The sequence below is a fragment of the Vibrio sp. 10N.286.52.F8 genome (genome assembly GCF_041468745.1).
GTDB classification, from domain to species: domain Bacteria; phylum Pseudomonadota; class Gammaproteobacteria; order Enterobacterales; family Vibrionaceae; genus Vibrio; species Vibrio crassostreae_C.
Map to the genome: position 1 here is coordinate 237,301 of NZ_JBFRJF010000019.1, position 19,133 is coordinate 256,433.

The 19,133-nt window shown below is 42.5% G+C and carries 10 protein-coding genes; 7 read left to right on the forward strand and 3 right to left on the reverse strand.

Annotated elements, in window-relative coordinates:
* Positions 1 to 268: 268 nt before the first annotated feature.
* The 6 genes from AB4133_RS11735 to AB4133_RS11760 all read left to right on the forward strand — a co-directional run bounded on the left by AB4133_RS11735 (position 269) and on the right by AB4133_RS11760 (position 12,652).
* Complete coding sequence (locus AB4133_RS11735) at positions 269 to 2,047, forward strand: sodium:solute symporter family transporter (protein WP_017061477.1); 1,779 nt, start codon at positions 269 to 271, stop codon at positions 2,045 to 2,047.
* Positions 2,048 to 2,267: 220 nt separating this feature from the next.
* Positions 2,268 to 4,346 carry a DUF4962 domain-containing protein gene (locus tag AB4133_RS11740; protein ID WP_017061476.1) on the forward strand — a complete coding sequence of 693 codons (2,079 nt, stop codon included), beginning with the start codon at positions 2,268 to 2,270 and terminating at the stop codon, positions 4,344 to 4,346.
* A gap of 541 nt (positions 4,347 to 4,887) precedes the next feature.
* Complete coding sequence (locus AB4133_RS11745; RefSeq protein WP_004733521.1) at positions 4,888 to 5,769, forward strand: NAD(P)-dependent oxidoreductase; 882 nt, start codon at positions 4,888 to 4,890, stop codon at positions 5,767 to 5,769.
* A 1,056-nt stretch (positions 5,770 to 6,825) separates the two neighbouring features.
* Positions 6,826 to 8,697 carry a methyl-accepting chemotaxis protein gene (locus AB4133_RS11750; RefSeq protein ID WP_372224555.1) on the forward strand — a complete coding sequence of 624 codons (1,872 nt, stop codon included), beginning with the start codon at positions 6,826 to 6,828 and terminating at the stop codon, positions 8,695 to 8,697.
* Positions 8,698 to 8,913: 216 nt separating this feature from the next.
* A complete protein-coding gene (locus tag AB4133_RS11755) occupies positions 8,914 to 10,656 on the forward strand; it encodes a polysaccharide lyase family 7 protein (protein ID WP_372224537.1) in 1,743 nt (580 codons plus the stop codon).
* 430 nt (positions 10,657 to 11,086) lie between these two features.
* Entirely contained in the window at positions 11,087 to 12,652 is a 1,566-nt protein-coding gene (locus tag AB4133_RS11760) for a polysaccharide lyase family 7 protein (protein ID WP_017061473.1), read from the forward strand.
* A 953-nt stretch (positions 12,653 to 13,605) separates the two neighbouring features.
* On the opposite strand, the gene AB4133_RS11765 is transcribed toward AB4133_RS11760, so the two are convergent.
* Entirely contained in the window at positions 13,606 to 14,844 is a 1,239-nt protein-coding gene (locus tag AB4133_RS11765; RefSeq protein WP_017061472.1) for a hypothetical protein, read from the reverse strand.
* Between the two features lie 192 nt (positions 14,845 to 15,036).
* Entirely contained in the window at positions 15,037 to 15,897 is an 861-nt protein-coding gene (locus tag AB4133_RS11770; RefSeq protein ID WP_017061471.1) for an oligogalacturonate-specific porin KdgM family protein, read from the reverse strand.
* A gap of 538 nt (positions 15,898 to 16,435) precedes the next feature.
* Between AB4133_RS11770 and AB4133_RS11775 the strand changes: the two genes are divergently transcribed.
* On the forward strand, positions 16,436 to 17,473 hold the full coding sequence (locus tag AB4133_RS11775; protein ID WP_017063622.1) for a polysaccharide lyase family 7 protein: 1,038 nt from the start codon (positions 16,436 to 16,438) through the stop codon (positions 17,471 to 17,473).
* Positions 17,474 to 17,731: 258 nt separating this feature from the next.
* Here AB4133_RS11775 and AB4133_RS11780 read toward each other — a convergent pair whose 3' ends face one another.
* Entirely contained in the window at positions 17,732 to 19,099 is a 1,368-nt protein-coding gene (locus AB4133_RS11780; protein WP_080582237.1) for an MATE family efflux transporter, read from the reverse strand.
* Positions 19,100 to 19,133 lie beyond the last annotated feature (34 nt).

Here is a 19,133-nt window from a genome sequence, read left to right on the forward strand (position 1 = left end):
TTTGTTAATAAGTGTGCAAAGTCTCACTTTCTCATAAGTCTTTGATTTTAATGGGTGTGATGTTCTTTGGCCTTGTTTTTTGAGTTTTTACCTCAAACACCAGTAATTGCCTTGATGGATTGGCCATATTCCATCCTATGTCATATATATAATTAACTTAATCAATCAAAATAAGATCGCCATCACTTATTTAGATTATTGTACTACAAATAAAGTTTGAGATTTCCTATAGTCATCGTAACAAAATACAACGGACAAAGGATACACGATGGAACTCAACACGATTATTGTCGGCATTTATTTCCTATTCTTGATTGCGATAGGTTGGATGTTTAGAACATTTACAAGTACCACCAGTGACTACTTCCGCGGGGGCGGTAACATGTTGTGGTGGATGGTTGGTGCAACCGCCTTTATGACCCAGTTTAGTGCATGGACATTCACCGGTGCGGCAGGTAAAGCGTATAACGATGGTTTTGCAGTAGCGGTCATCTTCGTAGCCAACGCATTTGGTTACTTCATGAACTTCGCATATTTTGCTCCAAAGTTCCGTCAACTACGTGTAGTAACGGTAATCGAAGCAATTCGTATGCGTTTCGGTGCGACTAACGAACAAGTGTTCACTTGGTCTTCAATGCCAAACAGTGTTGTTTCTGCCGGTGTATGGTTAAACGCACTAGCAATCATCGCTTCTGGTATCTTCGGTTTCGACATGACAGCAACTATCTGGATTACCGGTTTGGTTGTATTGGCAATGTCTGTAACGGGTGGTTCATGGGCGGTAATTGCATCTGACTTTATGCAGATGGTTATCATCATGGCAGTAACCGTGACATGTGCTGTTGTTGCTGTTGTTCAAGGTGGCGGTGTTGGTGAAATCGTGAATAACTTCCCTGTAGCGGAAGGCGGTTCTTTCCTTTCTGGTAACAACATTAACTACTTAAGCATCTTCAGCATTTGGGCATTCTTCATCTTCGTGAAGCAGTTCTCTATTACTAACAACATGCTTAACTCTTACCGTTACCTAGCGGCTAAAGACTCAAAGAACGCGAAGAAAGCAGCGCTACTAGCGTGTGTGCTAATGCTTTGTGGTGTATTTATCTGGTTCATGCCTTCTTGGTACATTGCAGGTCAAGGTGTCGACCTAGCAGCAGCTTACCCAGAAGCAGGTAAGAAAGCGGGTGACTTTGCCTACCTATACTTCGTACAAGAGTACATGCCAGCAGGTATGGTTGGCCTTCTAGTTGCGGCGATGTTTGCAGCGACAATGTCTTCAATGGATTCTGGTCTAAACCGTAACTCGGGTATCTTTGTTAAGAACTTCTATGAACCAATCGTTCGTAAAGGTACGGCTAGCGAAAAAGAACTAGTAACGGTTTCTAAGATTACTTCTGCCGTGTTTGGTATTGCTATCATCCTTATTGCACAGTTCATCAACTCGCTTAAAGGTTTGAGCCTGTTCGATACCATGATGTATGTAGGCGCACTGATCGGCTTCCCAATGACAATTCCTGCATTCCTTGGCTTCTTTATTAAGAAGACTCCGGACTGGGCTGGTTGGGGTACGCTAGTGGTTGGTGGTTTTGTTTCTTACTACGTGGGTTTCGTTGTTAACGCTGAAATGGTGTCTTCAATCTTCGGTCTAGAAGAGCTAACAAGCCGTGAATGGTCTGATGTTAAGGTTGCTATCGGTCTGATTGCTCACATTACGCTGACAGGTGGTTTCTTCATCCTATCAACTCTGTTCTACAAGCCATTAACTGAGAAGCGTCAAGCAGACGTTGATAAGTTCTTCGGTAACCTGTCTACTCCATTAGTTGCGGAGTCAGCAGAACAGAAAGTACTGGATAACAAACAGCGTGAAATGCTTGGTAAACTGATTGCGGTAGCGGGTGTCGGTATCATGCTAATGGCTCTACTCACTAACCCAATGTGGGGACGTCTAGTCTTCATACTTTGTGGTGTGATTGTTGGTGGTGTTGGTGTGCTATTGGTTAAAGCGGTCGATGACGGCGGCAAGCAAGCGAAAGCAGTAACTGAAAGCTAATACATAGAAAACGATTATAATAGAATGCGACGACTCGAAAGGGCGTCGCATTTTTTTTGCTCTGCGAAACGGAAAAACGGTCAGGTGGAAGATATCTGACCTAAATCACGAAAACTGTACAAAATGGTTCAATCGAACCGAAATAGATTTAATTGTCCTACAATAAGACGTATATTATTGCTAATTCCTTTCAATCAACTTGAAAAATAAGTGAGTTAGAATGAGCGACCAAAAATCTCTTGATGCAATCAGGAAGATGAAGCTGGAGAATGATACTTCAGCAGGTAATCTTGTAGACCTACTCCCTATCGAAGTACAGAAACGTGACTTCGACCTATCATTCCTAGACAACTTGAGCGAAGCACGTCCACGTCTTCTTGTTCAAGCAGATCAGTTAGAAGAATTCAAAGCGAAAGTGAAAGCTGATGAAGCTCACTGCATGTTTGATGATTTCTACAATAACTCGACAGTTAAGTTCCTTGAGACTGCTCCTTTCGAAGAGCCTCAAGCGTACCCAGCTGACACGGTAGGCAAAGCTTCTCTATGGCGTCCTTACTGGCGTCAAATGTACGTTGATTGCCAAATGGCACTAAACGCGACACGTAACCTAGCAATTGCTGGTGTTGTGAAAGAAGACGAAGCGCTAATTGCTAAAGCAAAAGCTTGGACTCTAAAACTGTCTACGTACGATCCAGAAGGCGTGACTTCTCGTGGCTATAACGATGAAGCGGCTTTCCGTGTTATCGCGGCTATGGCTTGGGGTTACGACTGGCTACACGGCTACTTCACAGATGAAGAACGTCAGCAAGTTCAAGATGCTTTGATTGAGCGTCTAGACGAAATCATGCACCACCTGAAAGTGACGGTTGATCTATTGAACAACCCACTGAACAGCCACGGTGTTCGTTCTATCTCTTCTGCTATCATCCCAACGTGTATCGCGCTTTACCACGATCACCCGAAAGCAGGCGAGTACATTGCATACGCACTAGAATACTACGCAGTACACTACCCACCATGGGGCGGTGTAGACGGCGGTTGGGCTGAAGGTCCTGACTACTGGAACACGCAAACTGCATTCCTAGGCGAAGCATTCGACCTATTGAAAGCATACTGTGGCGTAGACATGTTCAACAAAACATTCTACGAAAACACAGGTGATTTCCCGCTTTACTGCATGCCTGTTCACTCTAAGCGCGCGAGCTTCTGTGACCAGTCTTCAATCGGTGATTTCCCAGGTCTAAAACTGGCTTACAACATCAAGCATTACGCAGGTGTTAACCAGAAGCCTGAGTATGTTTGGTACTACAACCAACTGAAAGGCCGTGATACTGAAGCACACACCAAATTCTACAACTTCGGTTGGTGGGACTTCGGTTACGATGATCTTCGCTTTAACTTCCTTTGGGATGCACCTGAAGAGAAAGCACCATCGAATGACCCACTGTTGAAAGTATTCCCAATCACGGGTTGGGCTGCATTCCACAACAAGATGACTGAGCGTGATAACCATATTCACATGGTATTCAAATGTTCTCCGTTTGGCTCAATCAGCCACTCTCACGGTGACCAAAACGCATTCACGTTGCATGCATTCGGTGAAACGCTAGCGTCAATCACTGGCTACTACGGTGGTTTCGGTGTTGATATGCACACTAAATGGCGTCGTCAAACGTTCTCTAAGAACCTTCCACTATTTGGCGGTAAAGGTCAGTACGGCGAGAACAAGAACACGGGCTACGAAAACCACCAAGATCGCTTCTGTATCGAAGCGGGCGGCAACATCTCTGATTTCGACACTGAATCTGATGTGAAGATGGTTGAGGGTGATGCAACGGCATCTTACAAGTACTTCGTTCCTGAAATTGAATCTTACAAACGTAAGGTCTGGTTTGTTCAAGGTAAAGTATTCGTAATGCAAGACAAGGCAACGCTTTCTGAAGAGAAAGACATGACTTGGCTAATGCACACAACTTTCGCAAACGACGTGGCAGACAAGTCTTTCACTATCCGTGGCGAAGTTGCGCACCTAGATGTAAACTTCATCAACGAGTCTGCTGATAACATCACGTCAGTTAAGAACGTTGAAGGTTTTGGCGAAGTTGACCCATACGAGTTCAAAGATCTTGAAATCCACCGTCACGTTGAAGTGGAATTCAAGCCATCAAAAGAGCACAACATCCTTACGCTTCTTGTTCCTAATAAGAACGAAGGCGAGCAAGTTGAAGTGTCTCACAAGCTTGAAGGCAACACGCTAATGCTAAATGTTGATGGTGAAACGGTTTCAATCGAACTGTAATTCGCTGAAGCAACAGAAGCTAGATACTAAAAACTCCGAGTGAAAGCTCGGAGTTTTTTTGTTTGCACAGAACAGGCAGTAGCCTACGAGGTGGGAAGAGGTTGCGTTGGTTAGTTAGAGGCTAAGTAGCAAGAGTGCCAGGCTTAGTAAGTGGCGACAAAACTTGGTTTAAAACCCGTGTTCAGTAAACCTTACTAAGGCTAGGGCAGTGACTGTCTTCCAATAATTTGTCAACTACTGACAGTGGGCAGCCTTAATCTTGTCTGAAAAAAGGGACGGCAGGTTAATAATCGTTATTGGAGTGGCTTATTCTCATTAATCGTATGACATTTAGAGTGCATTATTTCATCAATAGGTTATTTTTTGATTGGGATATCGCTCTTGTAAGTACAAAGCGTGACCATATTTTCTCGTAAAGTGAATCCCCGTCACAACTTGCGTCTAAGCATTGAAGGATTACCCTAAAACTATTGCGTAACGGAAAAGACGTCGTTATTATAATGACCATATAATCATACAATACTATATTTGGAGTTTGAACATGACTAAACCTGTAATCGGTTTCATTGGCCTAGGTCTTATGGGCGGCAACATGGTTGAAAACCTACAAAAGCGCGGCTACCACGTAAACGTAATGGATCTAAGCGCTGAAGCTGTTGCTCGCGTTACAGATCGCGGCAATGCGACTGCATTCACTTCTGCTAAAGAACTAGCTGCTGCAAGTGACATCGTTCAGTTTTGTCTTACAACTTCAGCTGTTGTTGAAAAAATCGTTTACGGCGAAGACGGCGTTCTAGCTGGCATCAAAGAAGGCGCAGTATTAGTAGACTTCGGTACTTCTATCCCTGCTTCTACTAAGAAAATCGGCGCAGCTCTAGCTGAAAAAGGCGCGGGCATGATCGACGCACCTCTAGGCCGTACTCCTGCACACGCTAAAGATGGTCTTCTGAACATCATGGCTGCTGGCGACATGGAAACTTTCAACAAAGTTAAACCTGTTCTTGAAGAGCAAGGCGAAAACGTATTCCACCTAGGTGCTCTAGGTTCTGGTCACGTTACTAAGCTTGTAAACAACTTCATGGGTATGACGACTGTTGCGACTATGTCTCAAGCTTTCGCTGTTGCTCAACGCGCTGGTGTTGATGGCCAACAACTGTTTGACATCATGTCTGCAGGTCCATCTAACTCACCATTCATGCAATTCTGTAAGTTCTACGCAGTAGACGGCGAAGAGAAGCTAGGTTTCTCTGTTGCTAACGCTAACAAAGATCTTGGTTACTTCCTTGCTCTTTGTGAAGAGCTAGGTACTGAGTCTCTAATTGCTCAAGGTACTGCAACTAGCCTACAAGCTGCTGTTGACGCAGGAATGGGTAACAACGACGTACCAGTAATCTTCGACTACTTCGCTAAACTAGAGAAGTAATCGACGTACGACCTCGCTAGGGTATTGCCTGTCTTTTTAGGCGGCGATACCTCAGCGAGGTTCGTTTTTATCTGCCATACCCAACCCTTTGTTCCCTCGTTAAACTCTTCTACTTCCTCAGCTACACCTACTCAAAACTCTGTTCAACTTTGTTACTGCCTCAATTCCTATTTTTGTTTCTATATCTATATCTATATCTATATCTATATCTATATCTATTTGTAAATTCAAAGCCTTCTAGCACCAACTCACTCACTTTTCCTCGCAAGCTTAAACCAGTGCACTTAACTGATTGTTGGCGATGGCTTAACACCGCTCGTATATCGGGTCTGAAAAGAAAGTAAAAAAAACCCACACAGCTGGTGACTGTATGGGCATGTTCGGACGAGCCGTCTGGAAAAACAAATGATCAATAGAAAGTGAAAAAACGAATAACGAGATCCCCCGACAGTTTCTACGTTAAACGAGTTCAATGACCTTAAAGCGGCTGCTTCAATTATCACTTTGAACTGAACAAAAGCATCCAGAAAGAACTTAAGTTATGATTCAAATACACCATAACTTAAGGCTTATTGTATTACAAATAAATTTTAAGATTGAATGCCTTGAGTGAATGGTTGGTTAGTGAAAATGTGACCTAAGGCTCACTTTCCTAGTCAGGTGACCGAAAGTGATATGAATAATTTGAGTGGAGGCATTATCGGCGAAGTTGTGAGGTAATCATCTGAAAGTTGATCATTTTTAATTGGTTAATTATTCCTTTCTAATCATGTTAAAAGTTCAAACTCATAAATGATACCTATGTCACAGGGTGATTTTAACCAGTTTTGATATGTCAAGATTGCTCACAGAAAGTGCAGTAAATTAAACATACAATATTAGTTAAATTGATGGTTGTGACGATGGAACGGCATGAACAAGTTTTGCTTCCCGTATCTTCGAATATCTAAAAAATGACCATTTCATTCGGATAAAAATAATAGACATAGGTTGATATGGATTATGAGTTTTATGAATTCAAAATTGTCTCTAGGGTTTAAAGGAAAATTGATTTTAATGGTGGCGATCGTCAGTTCCAGTGCCTTGGCATTTACGAACTGGTTCACGCTTAACTTGGCGACTGATCAAGTAAACCAAACGATTTATAACGAGATTGATCACTCGTTAACGATAGAAATTAATCAAATAGAAAATACCGTTCAGCGCACCATCGATACCGTTAACTCTGTTGCACAAGAGTTCATAAAATCCCCATACCAAGTGCCGAATGAAGCACTCATGCATTATGCTGCAAAGCTGGGTGGCATTGACAAGATTGTGGTGGGTTTTGACGACGGCCGTTCTTATACCTCTCGCCCTTCAGAGTCTTTTCCTAACGGTGTAGGGATAAAAGAAAAATACAATCCAACCGTTCGACCTTGGTATCAACAAGCGAAATTGAAATCAGGTTTATCTTTTAGTGATCTGTTTTTCACCAAGAGTACTCAAGTACCTATGATTGGTGTGACTTACACCTATCAAGATCGCGTCATCATGGCAGACATTCGATTTGATGATTTGGAAACTCAGCTTAAACAGCTGGACAGTATCTACGAAGCCAAAGGCATTATTATCGACGAGAAAGGGATGGTGGTCGCTTCAACAGTCGAAAACGTACTTCCGCAAAGCAATATATCTTCTGCAGATACTCAGATGAGACTCAATAGTGCCATTGAACAGCCTGACCAATTCATTGAGGGTGTGATTGATGGCAACCAGAGAATTTTGATGGCCAAGAAAGTGGATATTGGCAGCCAGAAAGAATGGTACATGATATCTAGTATCGATCCTGAACTCGCGCTCAATCAGTTGAATGGCGTGATGTCGAGTGCGCGTATCCTTATCGTGGCATGTGTGCTTGGCTCGGTGATATTGATGATTTTACTGCTGAATCGCTTCTACCGCCCAATCGTGTCACTGAGAAAAATCGTCCACGATCTATCTCAAGGTAACGGAGACCTGACTCAAAGGCTTGTTGAGAAGGGGAATGATGACTTAGGGCATATCGCCAAAGACATCAACTTGTTCATCATTGGTCTGCAAGAGATGGTTAAGGACGTCAAATTTAAGAACTCGGATCTCGATACTAAGGTACTGAGTATTCGTGAAGGTTGTAAAGAAACCAGCGATGTATTGAAAGTTCACACTGATGAAACGGTTCAAGTGGTCTCTGCAATTAACGGCTTATCTGAAGCATCAAACGAAGTCGAGAAGAGTTCTCAGTCGGCGGCAGAAGCAGCAAGAGAGGCCGCTGTGTTCAGTGATGAGACGAAACAAATTAACACCGTGACGGAAACCTATATCAGTGATCTTGAGAAGCAAGTCTGCACCACCTCTGATGATATTCGCTCAATGGCGAATGAAACGCAGAGCATCCAGTCTATCGTGTCTGTGATTGGAGGAATTGCGGAACAAACTAATTTGCTGGCATTGAATGCGTCAATTGAAGCGGCGAGAGCGGGTGAGCATGGCCGAGGTTTCGCGGTGGTTGCTGATGAAGTCCGTGCGTTAGCCAACCGAACTCAAATCAGTACTTCTGAAATTGATGAAGCGCTGTCTGGCTTGCAGTCTAAATCAGATGGTTTGGTTAAATCGATTGAGTTGACCAAAAGTAACTGTGAAATGACGCGTGCCCAAGTTGTTCAAGCGGTCAGCATGTTGGCGAAACTTACCGAGAAGATGGAAACCGTGAGTCAGTTAAATAATGACATTTCAGGCTCTTCGGTCGAGCAAAACGCCCTGATCCAGAGCATTGCGACCAACATGCATACCATTGAAAGTTTCGTGGAGGCGCTGAACAAGTTAAGCCAAGATCAATTAACTGAATCGGCGGAAATCAAAACTCTCAATGGCAGTGTCAGTGAGTTGATGAATAGTTTTAAAGTATAATAAAATCAGTTATTTGAAATTAAATTGAATCTAGGGCCACTCAATAACGTTCGAGTTTAGAGTGGCCTTTTTGCATTGCATTTAGGTTCATATTTTACCTGATTGCCGATTGTTTTACTTCATTTGCCGCATCTCACATTCTGATAAATAGACAATTGACATAAAATAGTACAAATGTGCATTATCACTCTCCCCTTATGGATAAGTGAGTTAAATGTGAATAAGCCAATCTTTATCGCTGCGCTGGCGTCGCTTACGTATGGCTGCGGTGGCAGCAGTTCAAGTGACGGTAGCACCCCTCCTGGCAATGAAGACCCAGACACTCCTTATGGCGTGGTCGCCCCTTATACGATTGCTAAGTATCAAACTATTCTCTCTAGTTCCGATCTTCAGGTGTCTGATCCTAACGGAGAAGAAGGCAACAAAACCTCTGAAGTGAAAGATGGCAACTTCGATGGCTACATCAGTGAATACTTTTACGCAGATGAAGAGAGCGAGAATCTCGTTTTCAAGATGGCAAACTATAAGATGCGCTCAGAAGTCCGTGAAGGTGAAAATTTTGATATCAACGAAGCGGGTGTAAGGCGAAGCCTGTATGCCGAGATCAGCTTGCCCGACATTGAGCATGCAATGGCTAGCTCTCCTGCCGATCATGATGAAGTGACGCTGCTACAGATACACAATAAAGGCACCGATGAGAGCGGCACAGGCTACATCCCTCATCCACTGTTGCGTGTCGTTTGGGAGCAAGAGCGAAACGGTATTACGGGCCACTATTGGGCAGTAATGAAGAACAATGCTATTGATTGTAGTAGCGCTGACGACTCTTCAGACTGTTACAACACCTCTTATAATCGTTACGATTTAGGCGAAGCCGATCTTGATAGCTTTACGAAGTTTGATTTGAGCGTTTATGAAAATACACTGTCAATAAAAGTGAATGATGAAGTCAAAGTAGCTCAAGATATCGCCTATTGGCAGCACCTATTGAGTTACTTCAAAGCCGGGATCTACAACCAGTTTGAAAATGGTGAAGCGACCGCTTACTTTCAGGCGTTGAGGTATACGACGACTCAAATGGATGGCGCTAACGACTGGGATATCAATGACTGGAAGTTAACGATTCCTGCCAGCAAAGATACTTGGTATGGCAGTGGCGGCACTAGTGCAGCTGAGTTAGAGCCTGCGCGCTGCGAATCGAGTAAAGATCTACTCTCACACGACAGTGATGTATACGACAGCAGTATCGGCCTTTCCTATTTCGATACCGATCAAGGAAGAATGCACTTTAGAGCCGATATGGGCAATGGCACCTCGACAGTGAATTCTAACTACATCCGCTCCGAATTAAGAGAGCTGTACCAGAGCAACGACCAGCCAGATTGCAGCACCAGTGATGAAGATACCAGTTGGTATTTGGACGACACCAGAACCAACACAACCAGTCACGAGTTAACGGCAAGCTTGCGAATTGAAGATTACCCGAACATCAACGGCCAAGACCCAAAAGTAGTGCTCGGTCAGATCCATGGCTGGAAGATCAATCAAGCATTGGTCAAATTGCTTTGGGAAGGTGAGGGTAAGCCAGTAAGAGTGATACTGAACTCTGATTTTGAGCGCAACAACCAAGACTGTAATCATTGTGACCCGTTCAGTGTCGAGTTAGGGACTTATTCGGCAAGTGAAGAGTGGCGCTATACGATTCGTGCCGACCAAGATGGTATTTACCTTGCGACCCACGATTTAGATGGCACCAACACGGTTTCGCACTCGATCGGTTGGGGAGAGGATTACCAAGATAAAGATGGCAAAACCGTTTCTTTAACTCAAGATTGGGCCTCTAACGACATCGCTTTCTACTTCAAAGCGGGTATCTACCCACAATTTAAGCCAGACAGCGAGTACGCCGGTGAGATATTTGATGTGAGTTTTAGCTCTGTGAGAGCGGCCCATTATTAAGCTCGCGCTGCTTTAACACTCGCGCTGGTTTAACAAATAAAAACCGTAATTAAAAGACCACATCAGTTGTTAACAATGTGGTCTTTTTTTGTGCTCAAATGTAATGGGTTAGGTAACTTTAATTTAAATAACGAGATCAACTTCCCGGTGAATAGCCACCAAAAATTATCGTCGCTTAGACGAGATGCTGATCCAAAATTTATCTACTCTCTATTTTATCAATAAGAAATGTGATCCAGTTAATATATGGATAAAGCAGAAAGTGTCCCCAGTCTCATTTATTCAATAAAACGTTTTATTTGTATTATAAGATTACGTAAGATTTTTATGTTCTCGCAAACATCCAAATATAAATCACTTAATAACAGGAGTTCGCGGACTTTGATTTCACTTACAAGCGCTGCCTTTGTAATATAATAATGGGTTTAATATGAAACAAACGATTCTAAAAAGCTTACTTGCCTCTTCTGTCCTACTAGCGGTGGGTTGTACAAGCACAACACCAACGGTTGAGTTTCCGAACAACAAAGAAACGGGTGAAGCTCTACTGATGCCAGTTGCAGCTACTGCAAGCAGCCACGATGGTAACGGCCCAGATTTTCTTCTTGACCAAGATCTTACAACGCGTTGGTCTTCAGCGGGTGACGGCGAGTGGGCAATGCTAGACTACGGCTCTGTACAAGAGTTTGACGCAGTTCAGGCCGCTTTCAGTAAAGGTAATGAGCGTCAGTCTATGTTTGATGTTCAAGTGAGTGTTGACGGTGAAAACTGGACAACAGTACTGAAAGATCAACTAAGCTCAGGCCAAGCGCTTGGTTTAGAACGTTTCCAGTTTGAGCCAGCAGTACAAGCGCGCTACGTGAGATACGTGGGTCACGGTAACACTAAAAACGGTTGGAACAGCTTGACTGAGTTGGCGGCGGTTAACTGTAATGTTAACGCTTGTCCAACAAGCCATATCATCACGCCAGCAGTGGTTGCCGCTGAGCAAACAATGATCGCTGAAATGAAAGCAGCAGAAAAAGCCGCTAAAGAAGCGCGCAAAGATTTGCGTACCGGTAACTTTGGTGCACCAGCGGTTTACCCTTGTGATACAACCGTAGAGTGCCAAACACGTACTGCGATGCCAGCACCGACTAACCTACCTGAAACACCGCTTGCAGGTAATGCACCAAGCGAAAACTTTGACTTGACTCACTGGTACCTATCTCAACCATTCGATCATGACAAAAATGGCAAGCCAGATGACGTTTCTGAGTGGAACCTTGCAAACGGTTACCAGCACCCAGAGATCTTCTACACTGCTGATGATGGCGGCATGGTATTCAAATCTTACGTAAAAGGTGTGCGTACGTCTGCAAACACTAAGTATGCTCGTACTGAGCTACGTGAAATGATGCGTCGTGGTGACCAGTCGATCAAAACCCAAGGTGTTAACAAGAACAACTGGGTATTCTCAACGGCACCAGAAGCTGACCTAAAAGCGGCGGCTGGCATTGATGGCGTAATGGAAGCAACATTGAAGATTGACCATGCAACCACAACGGGTAACGCGAATGAAGTAGGTCGCTTTATCATTGGTCAAATTCACGACAAAGACGATGAGCCAATTCGTTTGTACTACCGTAAATTGCCAAACCAAGCGACTGGTGCGGTTTACTTTGCACACGAAGGTCAAAACGGTACTAAAGAGAACTTCTACCCACTTGTTGGTGGCATGACAGCAGAAGTGGGTGAGGATGGTATCGCACTTGGTGAGGTATTCAGCTACCGCATCGAAGTGAAAGGCCACGATCTGATCGTAACGCTAATGCGTGAAGGTCATGACGACGTACAACAAGTGGTTGATATGAGTAACAGCGGTTACGATGTTGGCGGCAAGTACATGTACTTCAAAGCAGGTGTTTACAACCAAAACATCAGCGGCGACCTAGACGATTACTCACAAGCGACTTTCTACCAGCTAGATGTATCGCACGATCAATACCAAAAGTAATCTAACCGAATAACACTTAATATTAAAGCTATCGCAATAGCCTCCAGCCTTAGGGTTTGGAGGCTTTTTTGTGCCTGCTGTTGGTTGGGCTTAAGCGTATGATTTAATTGAGTAGGAGAGGGGTAGTTATCAGTTGCACAGAGTTTAAGACATTATCATTAAGCTCATTCAGTATTAACTTTAGTCATTATCAGTCACTATTACCCCCCAAGCGCCGATCACAATTAACCTAGCTCATGATTAATCTCAGTTACCAATAGGCTAGCCTGTCGCGGATTCAAACCCAAATAATGTCGTGATGTTTATCGGAATCACCATAGCTCGAAAACTTTGACCTTGTTCTCAAGGCTTTGCCAATGCACGAACGTATTATGTGCGTGGTTTACTAATAAGCGTTAGCTCGGCTGACTACCCATACTGTTCTTGAAACCGTCACTCTTGGGTTGTTTAGTGAGGCTCCTAGCAACAGCCATAAATAGTGCTCTAACTCTTTCATAATTAGAAGGGTAGGGTTAGCCATTCTATTGGTTCCAATGCTTTATGAAATACTAGGCGGGCTCAAGTCGATGATCAAACGACTCTAACAGCTCAAGGTTATGCGCTTTAGCGTTAGTTACTTGCAGGCCGTAAATGCCCTGATTGTAGTTGTACGGTGACGCTGAATAATAATTTGTAGGATTAGTATAGAACTGAGAGACTTTGTCTATCTATGATCGATACAGGCTTTGAGAGGGCTAGATCAGTAGAAAGACAGAATGACAATTAGCACTAGAGTTATTTTGGTTTTTAATTAGAGTTAATAAAATAGATATTTGGTTTGTTAAATTTAATCGTGTCATAAGCTCTGTGTTTTAAAAATAAAAAAAACCATAGCAGTTGCTATGGCTTTGAATAAGTCAGGTTCTAAGGTAAGCAAACAGCAAGTCAACTTGTCTGTTTTGATATTCTTAGTCTTAGTTCAAGATATTTTCTTTACCTGCCGCAGTGTTCACTGCAGATGGTTGTGCGTAGATGGCTGTATTTCTTATATCATTACCGTTGTCAGCTGAAAGTAGGGTTTTGTAACCATTGAACGTATTGCTTTCGATAGTGACATTACAACCAAGGTTATCATCACTATTCTTTATGACGGCACTGCTAGAATCACCAACTTTAATTCCGCCCACATCACTACCACCAGAGTTAATAGTGAATGTATTATTTGTGATTTGTGAACCAAATCGCCCGTTGTCACTACTACAGTTAATACGAATTGCATTATTTTGGAAACTGCCACTTAAACCGACAAATTCGCTATTGTCTAATGTAAAGTAACCTCGAGAGAATAACCAACTTGCTTTTTTAGTACCTAGATCATCTTCGGTAATGCCGTTTGCATCGAACTTTAGGTTTTCAAGTGCTACAGGATCTGAATCTTTACCAATTTTACCAATAACGATCGCACCAGTTTCATTATCTGAAGTACCAGCTGACTCCCTACCAAAACACCCGGCCAAATTGTCGTTAGCAAAAGTCATGTTTTTGATACCTGCACCGGGTGCAGTGACATCAATACAAGCATCTCCGGTAATGGTTGCTAAACCAGCACCATCAATTGTGACAGCTTTATTTAGCTCAATAACACCGGTATCAAACGTACCTTCAGATGATAAATCAATAGTCGCGCCATCTTCTGCTGATGCAATCGCAGCGTTCACATCATCGACTGATTTAGGTTTTCCATCATCGGCATTTTCTAATGCAGTTATAACAGATTCATCTGTAATCTCTGTTGCTGAGTAAGCTGTTTCTACGTCATCTTTTTCACAGGTCATATCTAGCTGTTGTTCAGTCACTGTGTAAGTACAGTCCTTACCTTCAAAGGAAACAACACCTTCTTCTTCAGCAGTATATATTGAACTCTCAAAAGTGAAGCCATTAGCTACGTCTCCACTGTAAATGCTTAGAGCACGAGTACCTTCCTCATTATTATCAAAGCGATATGGTGAAGTTCCGCTGAGTGACTGTGCAGCAACAGCACCACCTGTCAGATCCCAATAGACGTTTTCTATAGAGTAAACTTCAACAGGTTCAACAGGTTCAACAGGGTCTGTTCCGCCTGGATCTGTTGGAATAGGTAAACCATCACTGTTACAACCAAATAATAAACCTGTCGAAAGAGCGACAGCTGTAGCGACTTTAGAAATTTGCATAAAATATTCTCTTTATGATATTAAATCTATATGTAAATCACATAAGAAATAGATAATGAATAGTCGTTAAATATTTATTAGGATGAAGCTAATTTTGATTAGAACATCCTATTATTTAAAATAAAGTAATTAAAATATGCCCAAATAAATTACAAGAGGAGAGGGCTATTTTATATTCTGACTATTTTATTATTAGAATGAGTAAGCAACACCAACGCGGTATTTAGCTTCACGATCTTTAGAAGATGAGCTGATATCAGAAGACCAAATCTCAGCAAAAGGTTTCCAAGAACCGAACTTGTAGTTTACTTTTAAGCCAGCATCCCATTCCCAGTCATCACTATTATATAGAAGTACGTTATCTAGCGATTTTACATAGTTAGCTTCGTAAGAAAGGCCAAGTTTAGGTAGAGATTGAATTTTGTAAGAACCCGTTAGTGTGACTTTTGATTTCTGTGCTGACTCTAAACGCTCACCAGTCTCTGAATCTTTGTCACCAAATTGAGTGTGGTTGCGGAAATCAGCATACTCGTGACGGTAACGAATGGCAGTCGTTAATCCCATATCCGCATTATAACCAACGCGGAATTGTGGTTTGTAAGTGACTTTTTTCATTTTCCAGTCACCATCGTTAGAATTAGGCTCATCCCAATCCCAAGCAATAGGCATACCCACTTGTAGATACCAATTGTTATCTATTTTGTATGTCGCAGTGTTATCGATTTCCATACCATAGATGTACCAATTGCCACCGTAAAAACTCTGGCTGTTCGCTGATTTAACTTCGCCAGAATCTGCGTCGTAGTAAGAATCGTCAGTATGGAATTTAACTTCAAGGCCCGTTGAGTGCTTCCACTTATCTGACAGTTTAAAGCTTTCACCTAGCTTCACTCGGTGTTGATGGCGAGCGTCTACGTGAGCCGTGTCGCCATTTGTTTTTGTATAATCCGTCGCAGCACGATACTCGTAACGATAATCAAGAGATGCACCAGTAGCTGTGCCCGCTAAAAGAGTACATGCAACAGCTGCAGAAATTTTTGTAACAGAATTCATACCTTTGTCTCACTATTATTTTTTTATTCTGGATACATCCAATGTACCCGTGGCTCACAAACCAATACCTTACATGGTATTAAATTAATGTATGACAAATATGGTATTTACTATTGAGTCAGATTTCTGTGAGATCTATCAAAAAGTTCTGACTAATGGCCCAAATATATAGCTAAATGTTATGAACATCTCAATTTAGGGCTTGTGTATTAAATCAATCATGACGTACTTCTCATATTCACAAACCTTAGAAACTCACTTTTTTGCATGTGTTAAAATAATACAAATATTAAGTGTTTCTATATGTTAATAATGATGATTTTAACCATCGTGGCTTAAACATAGGGAGCATGTTGAGAGGCATAAATATAAACCATAGCCAGATGTTTAATAAAAGTTACAAAATGGCTAAATGTAAATTCTATTTATCGGTTGGCTTATTTAAGTCGAAGAGAAAATATTTAGTACTAATTCGTGTTCAAAAGTAGTCTCTGTGCTGAGAGTGTACTCGGTATCTGTTAACAATAAAGGATGAGTCATGTTTAAGAAAAACATATTAGCAGTGGCGTTATTAGCGACTGTACCAATGGTTACTTTCGCAAATAACGGTGTTTCTTACCCCGTACCTGCCGATAAATTCGATATGCATAATTGGAAAATAACCATACCTTCAGATATTAATGAAGATGGTCGTGTTGATGAAATAGAAGGGGTAGCCATGATGAGCTACTCACATAGTGATTTCTTCCATCTTGATAAAGACGGCAACCTTGTATTTGAAGTGCAAAACCAAGCGATTACGACGAAAAACTCGAAGAATGCGCGTTCTGAATTACGACAAATGCCAAGAGGCGCAGATTTCTCTATCGATACGGCTGATAAAGGAAACCAGTGGGCACTGTCGAGTCACCCAGCGGCTAGTGAATACAGTGCTGTTGGCGGAACATTAGAAGCGACATTAAAAGTTAATCACGTCTCAGTTAACGCTAAGTTCCCAGAAAAGTACCCAGCTCACTCGGTGGTTGTTGGTCAGATTCACGCTAAAAAACATAATGAGCTAATCAAAGCTGGAACCGGTTATGGGCATGGTAATGAACCACTAAAGATCTTCTATAAGAAGTTTCCTGACCAAGAAATGGGTTCAGTATTCTGGAACTATGAACGTAACCTAGAGAAAAAAGATCCTAACCGTGCCGATATCGCTTATCCAGTGTGGGGTAACACGTGGGAAAACCCTGCAGAGCCGGGTGAAGCGGGTATTGCTCTTGGTGAAGAGTTTAGTTACAAAGTGGAAGTGAAAGGCACCATGATGTACCTAACGTTTGAAACCGAGCGTCACGATACCGTTAAGTATGAAATCGACCTGAGTAAGGGCATCGATGAACTTGATTCACCAACGGGTTATGCTGAAGATGATTTTTACTACAAAGCGGGCGCATACGGCCAATGTAGCGTGAGCGATTCTCACCCTGTATGGGGACCTGGTTGTGGCGGTACTGGCGATTTCGCTATCGATAAAAAGAATGGCGATTACAACAGTGTGACTTTCTCAGCGCTTAAGTTGAACGGTAAATAGCACATAGCATAACCAATAGGCTAGCTAGACGCAGTCCTTAAGGAATATTTTCGAAGACCACTTAACCGAATGTTGAGTGGTCTTTTTGTTTTATATGAGTTTTAAGATGACCTTGGTATTAATGTGACCTTGGTATCAATGAGGGTGTGCTGAAGCCTACCAATGAATGGTACAGCTAAAACAATACAACCTTGTCAAAAGACAAGGTTGTATTCAGAACGCGTGGGAAGATTTTAGGACGGCAACTCGATACGGAGTTTAGTCATACATCAACTCTTTAGCTTTGTCGGCATCAAACTCTTTAAGAGACTTTCGAGCCAAATGACGGAATGGGAAAGCTTTAACGACTTCTTCGAATGGTTGGATAGCAAAGGCCCAAAAGATAGAGCCATCTAAACCAAAGATGATCAATGCACACAATGGAATTGAAATTACCCATTGACCAGTAAAGTTGATTTTGAAGACTGCGGTCGTTTTTCCTAGTGCTCTTAGTACATTCCCATGAACCGTGTTGTAGCCACGGACAATCGGCAAGAAGATGTAGAGTGGGGCGATAACGGCCAATGCTTGATAGGTAGACTCATCCAAGTTCGGGTAAATGTCACCAATGACCAGACTTAATCCTGCGAACAAGATTGCACACACAAAAGAAATGACGACCGCAATATCAATACTGGTATCGACGTTTTTGACTAGGTCATCCATCTTTTTAGAGCCAATCGCTTGGCTGATAGTAATTGCGGAAGAGTGAGCCCAAGCGGTAATAAATTGAGAGACAGCCCTGATCCAAGGCATCACCAAAGTAATCGCTACGTAAGCGTTGATGTTAAGTTGCGAATACAACAATTGATATATCGTTGCGCCAATCAAAAGCATGGTCACGTTCGCTGCTACAGGGAATATTTCGATAAAGTGACGGCGAACGTTGGTAAAGAATTCAGAGCGCTGAGCGTCTAATTTGAGTGAAATCGCTGAGCTTAAATGCACGCACAAAACCAAATACAGCAAGCGGATCGTTATTGCAATAATGCTGCCTAATGCAGCGCCTTGTACTCCAATCCCTTCAAAATTAGAAAAACCATGAATCAGCACATATGAGAGTACAGCATTGATAGGCAGTTCAATTAAGTAACCTTTGAATGGGACTTTAGTTCTGCCTAGCGCATTAAATAAAGCAATGATCACCTGCGTTAACGCGGTAAAAATAACGATGTATTTCGAGATGTCTAGATAGCGGCTGATTTCTAAGTGAAGGGAAGCGTCATCTGTTAAAGCTTGAATCAAGGGTTGTTCGAAAAAAGTAAGTAGAAGCCAAAATAGTGTTGCTACGCCAAGGTTGATAAATAACCCTGCCCAAAATGCTTTAGATAATGATGCGGCGATGCCAGAGCCCACTGCGCGGCTTAATACTAACTGAGTACCGTTTGCCAGCGCCATTTGAATTCCCAGTACAAAGGCAACGATAGTCGTCGCAATCCCCATTGCAGCTAAAGGGATTTCACCAAGAGGAGAGACAAGCAGTGTGTCGATCATCAACATCGACTGCATCAAGATACCGTTTAAGGCGAGGGGCCAGGCGAGAGAGAAATTTTTCCTTACGTACGATTGTGAAGACACAAACAACACCTTATGTGTATAACCGTAAGCTTTCTCTGAGGTG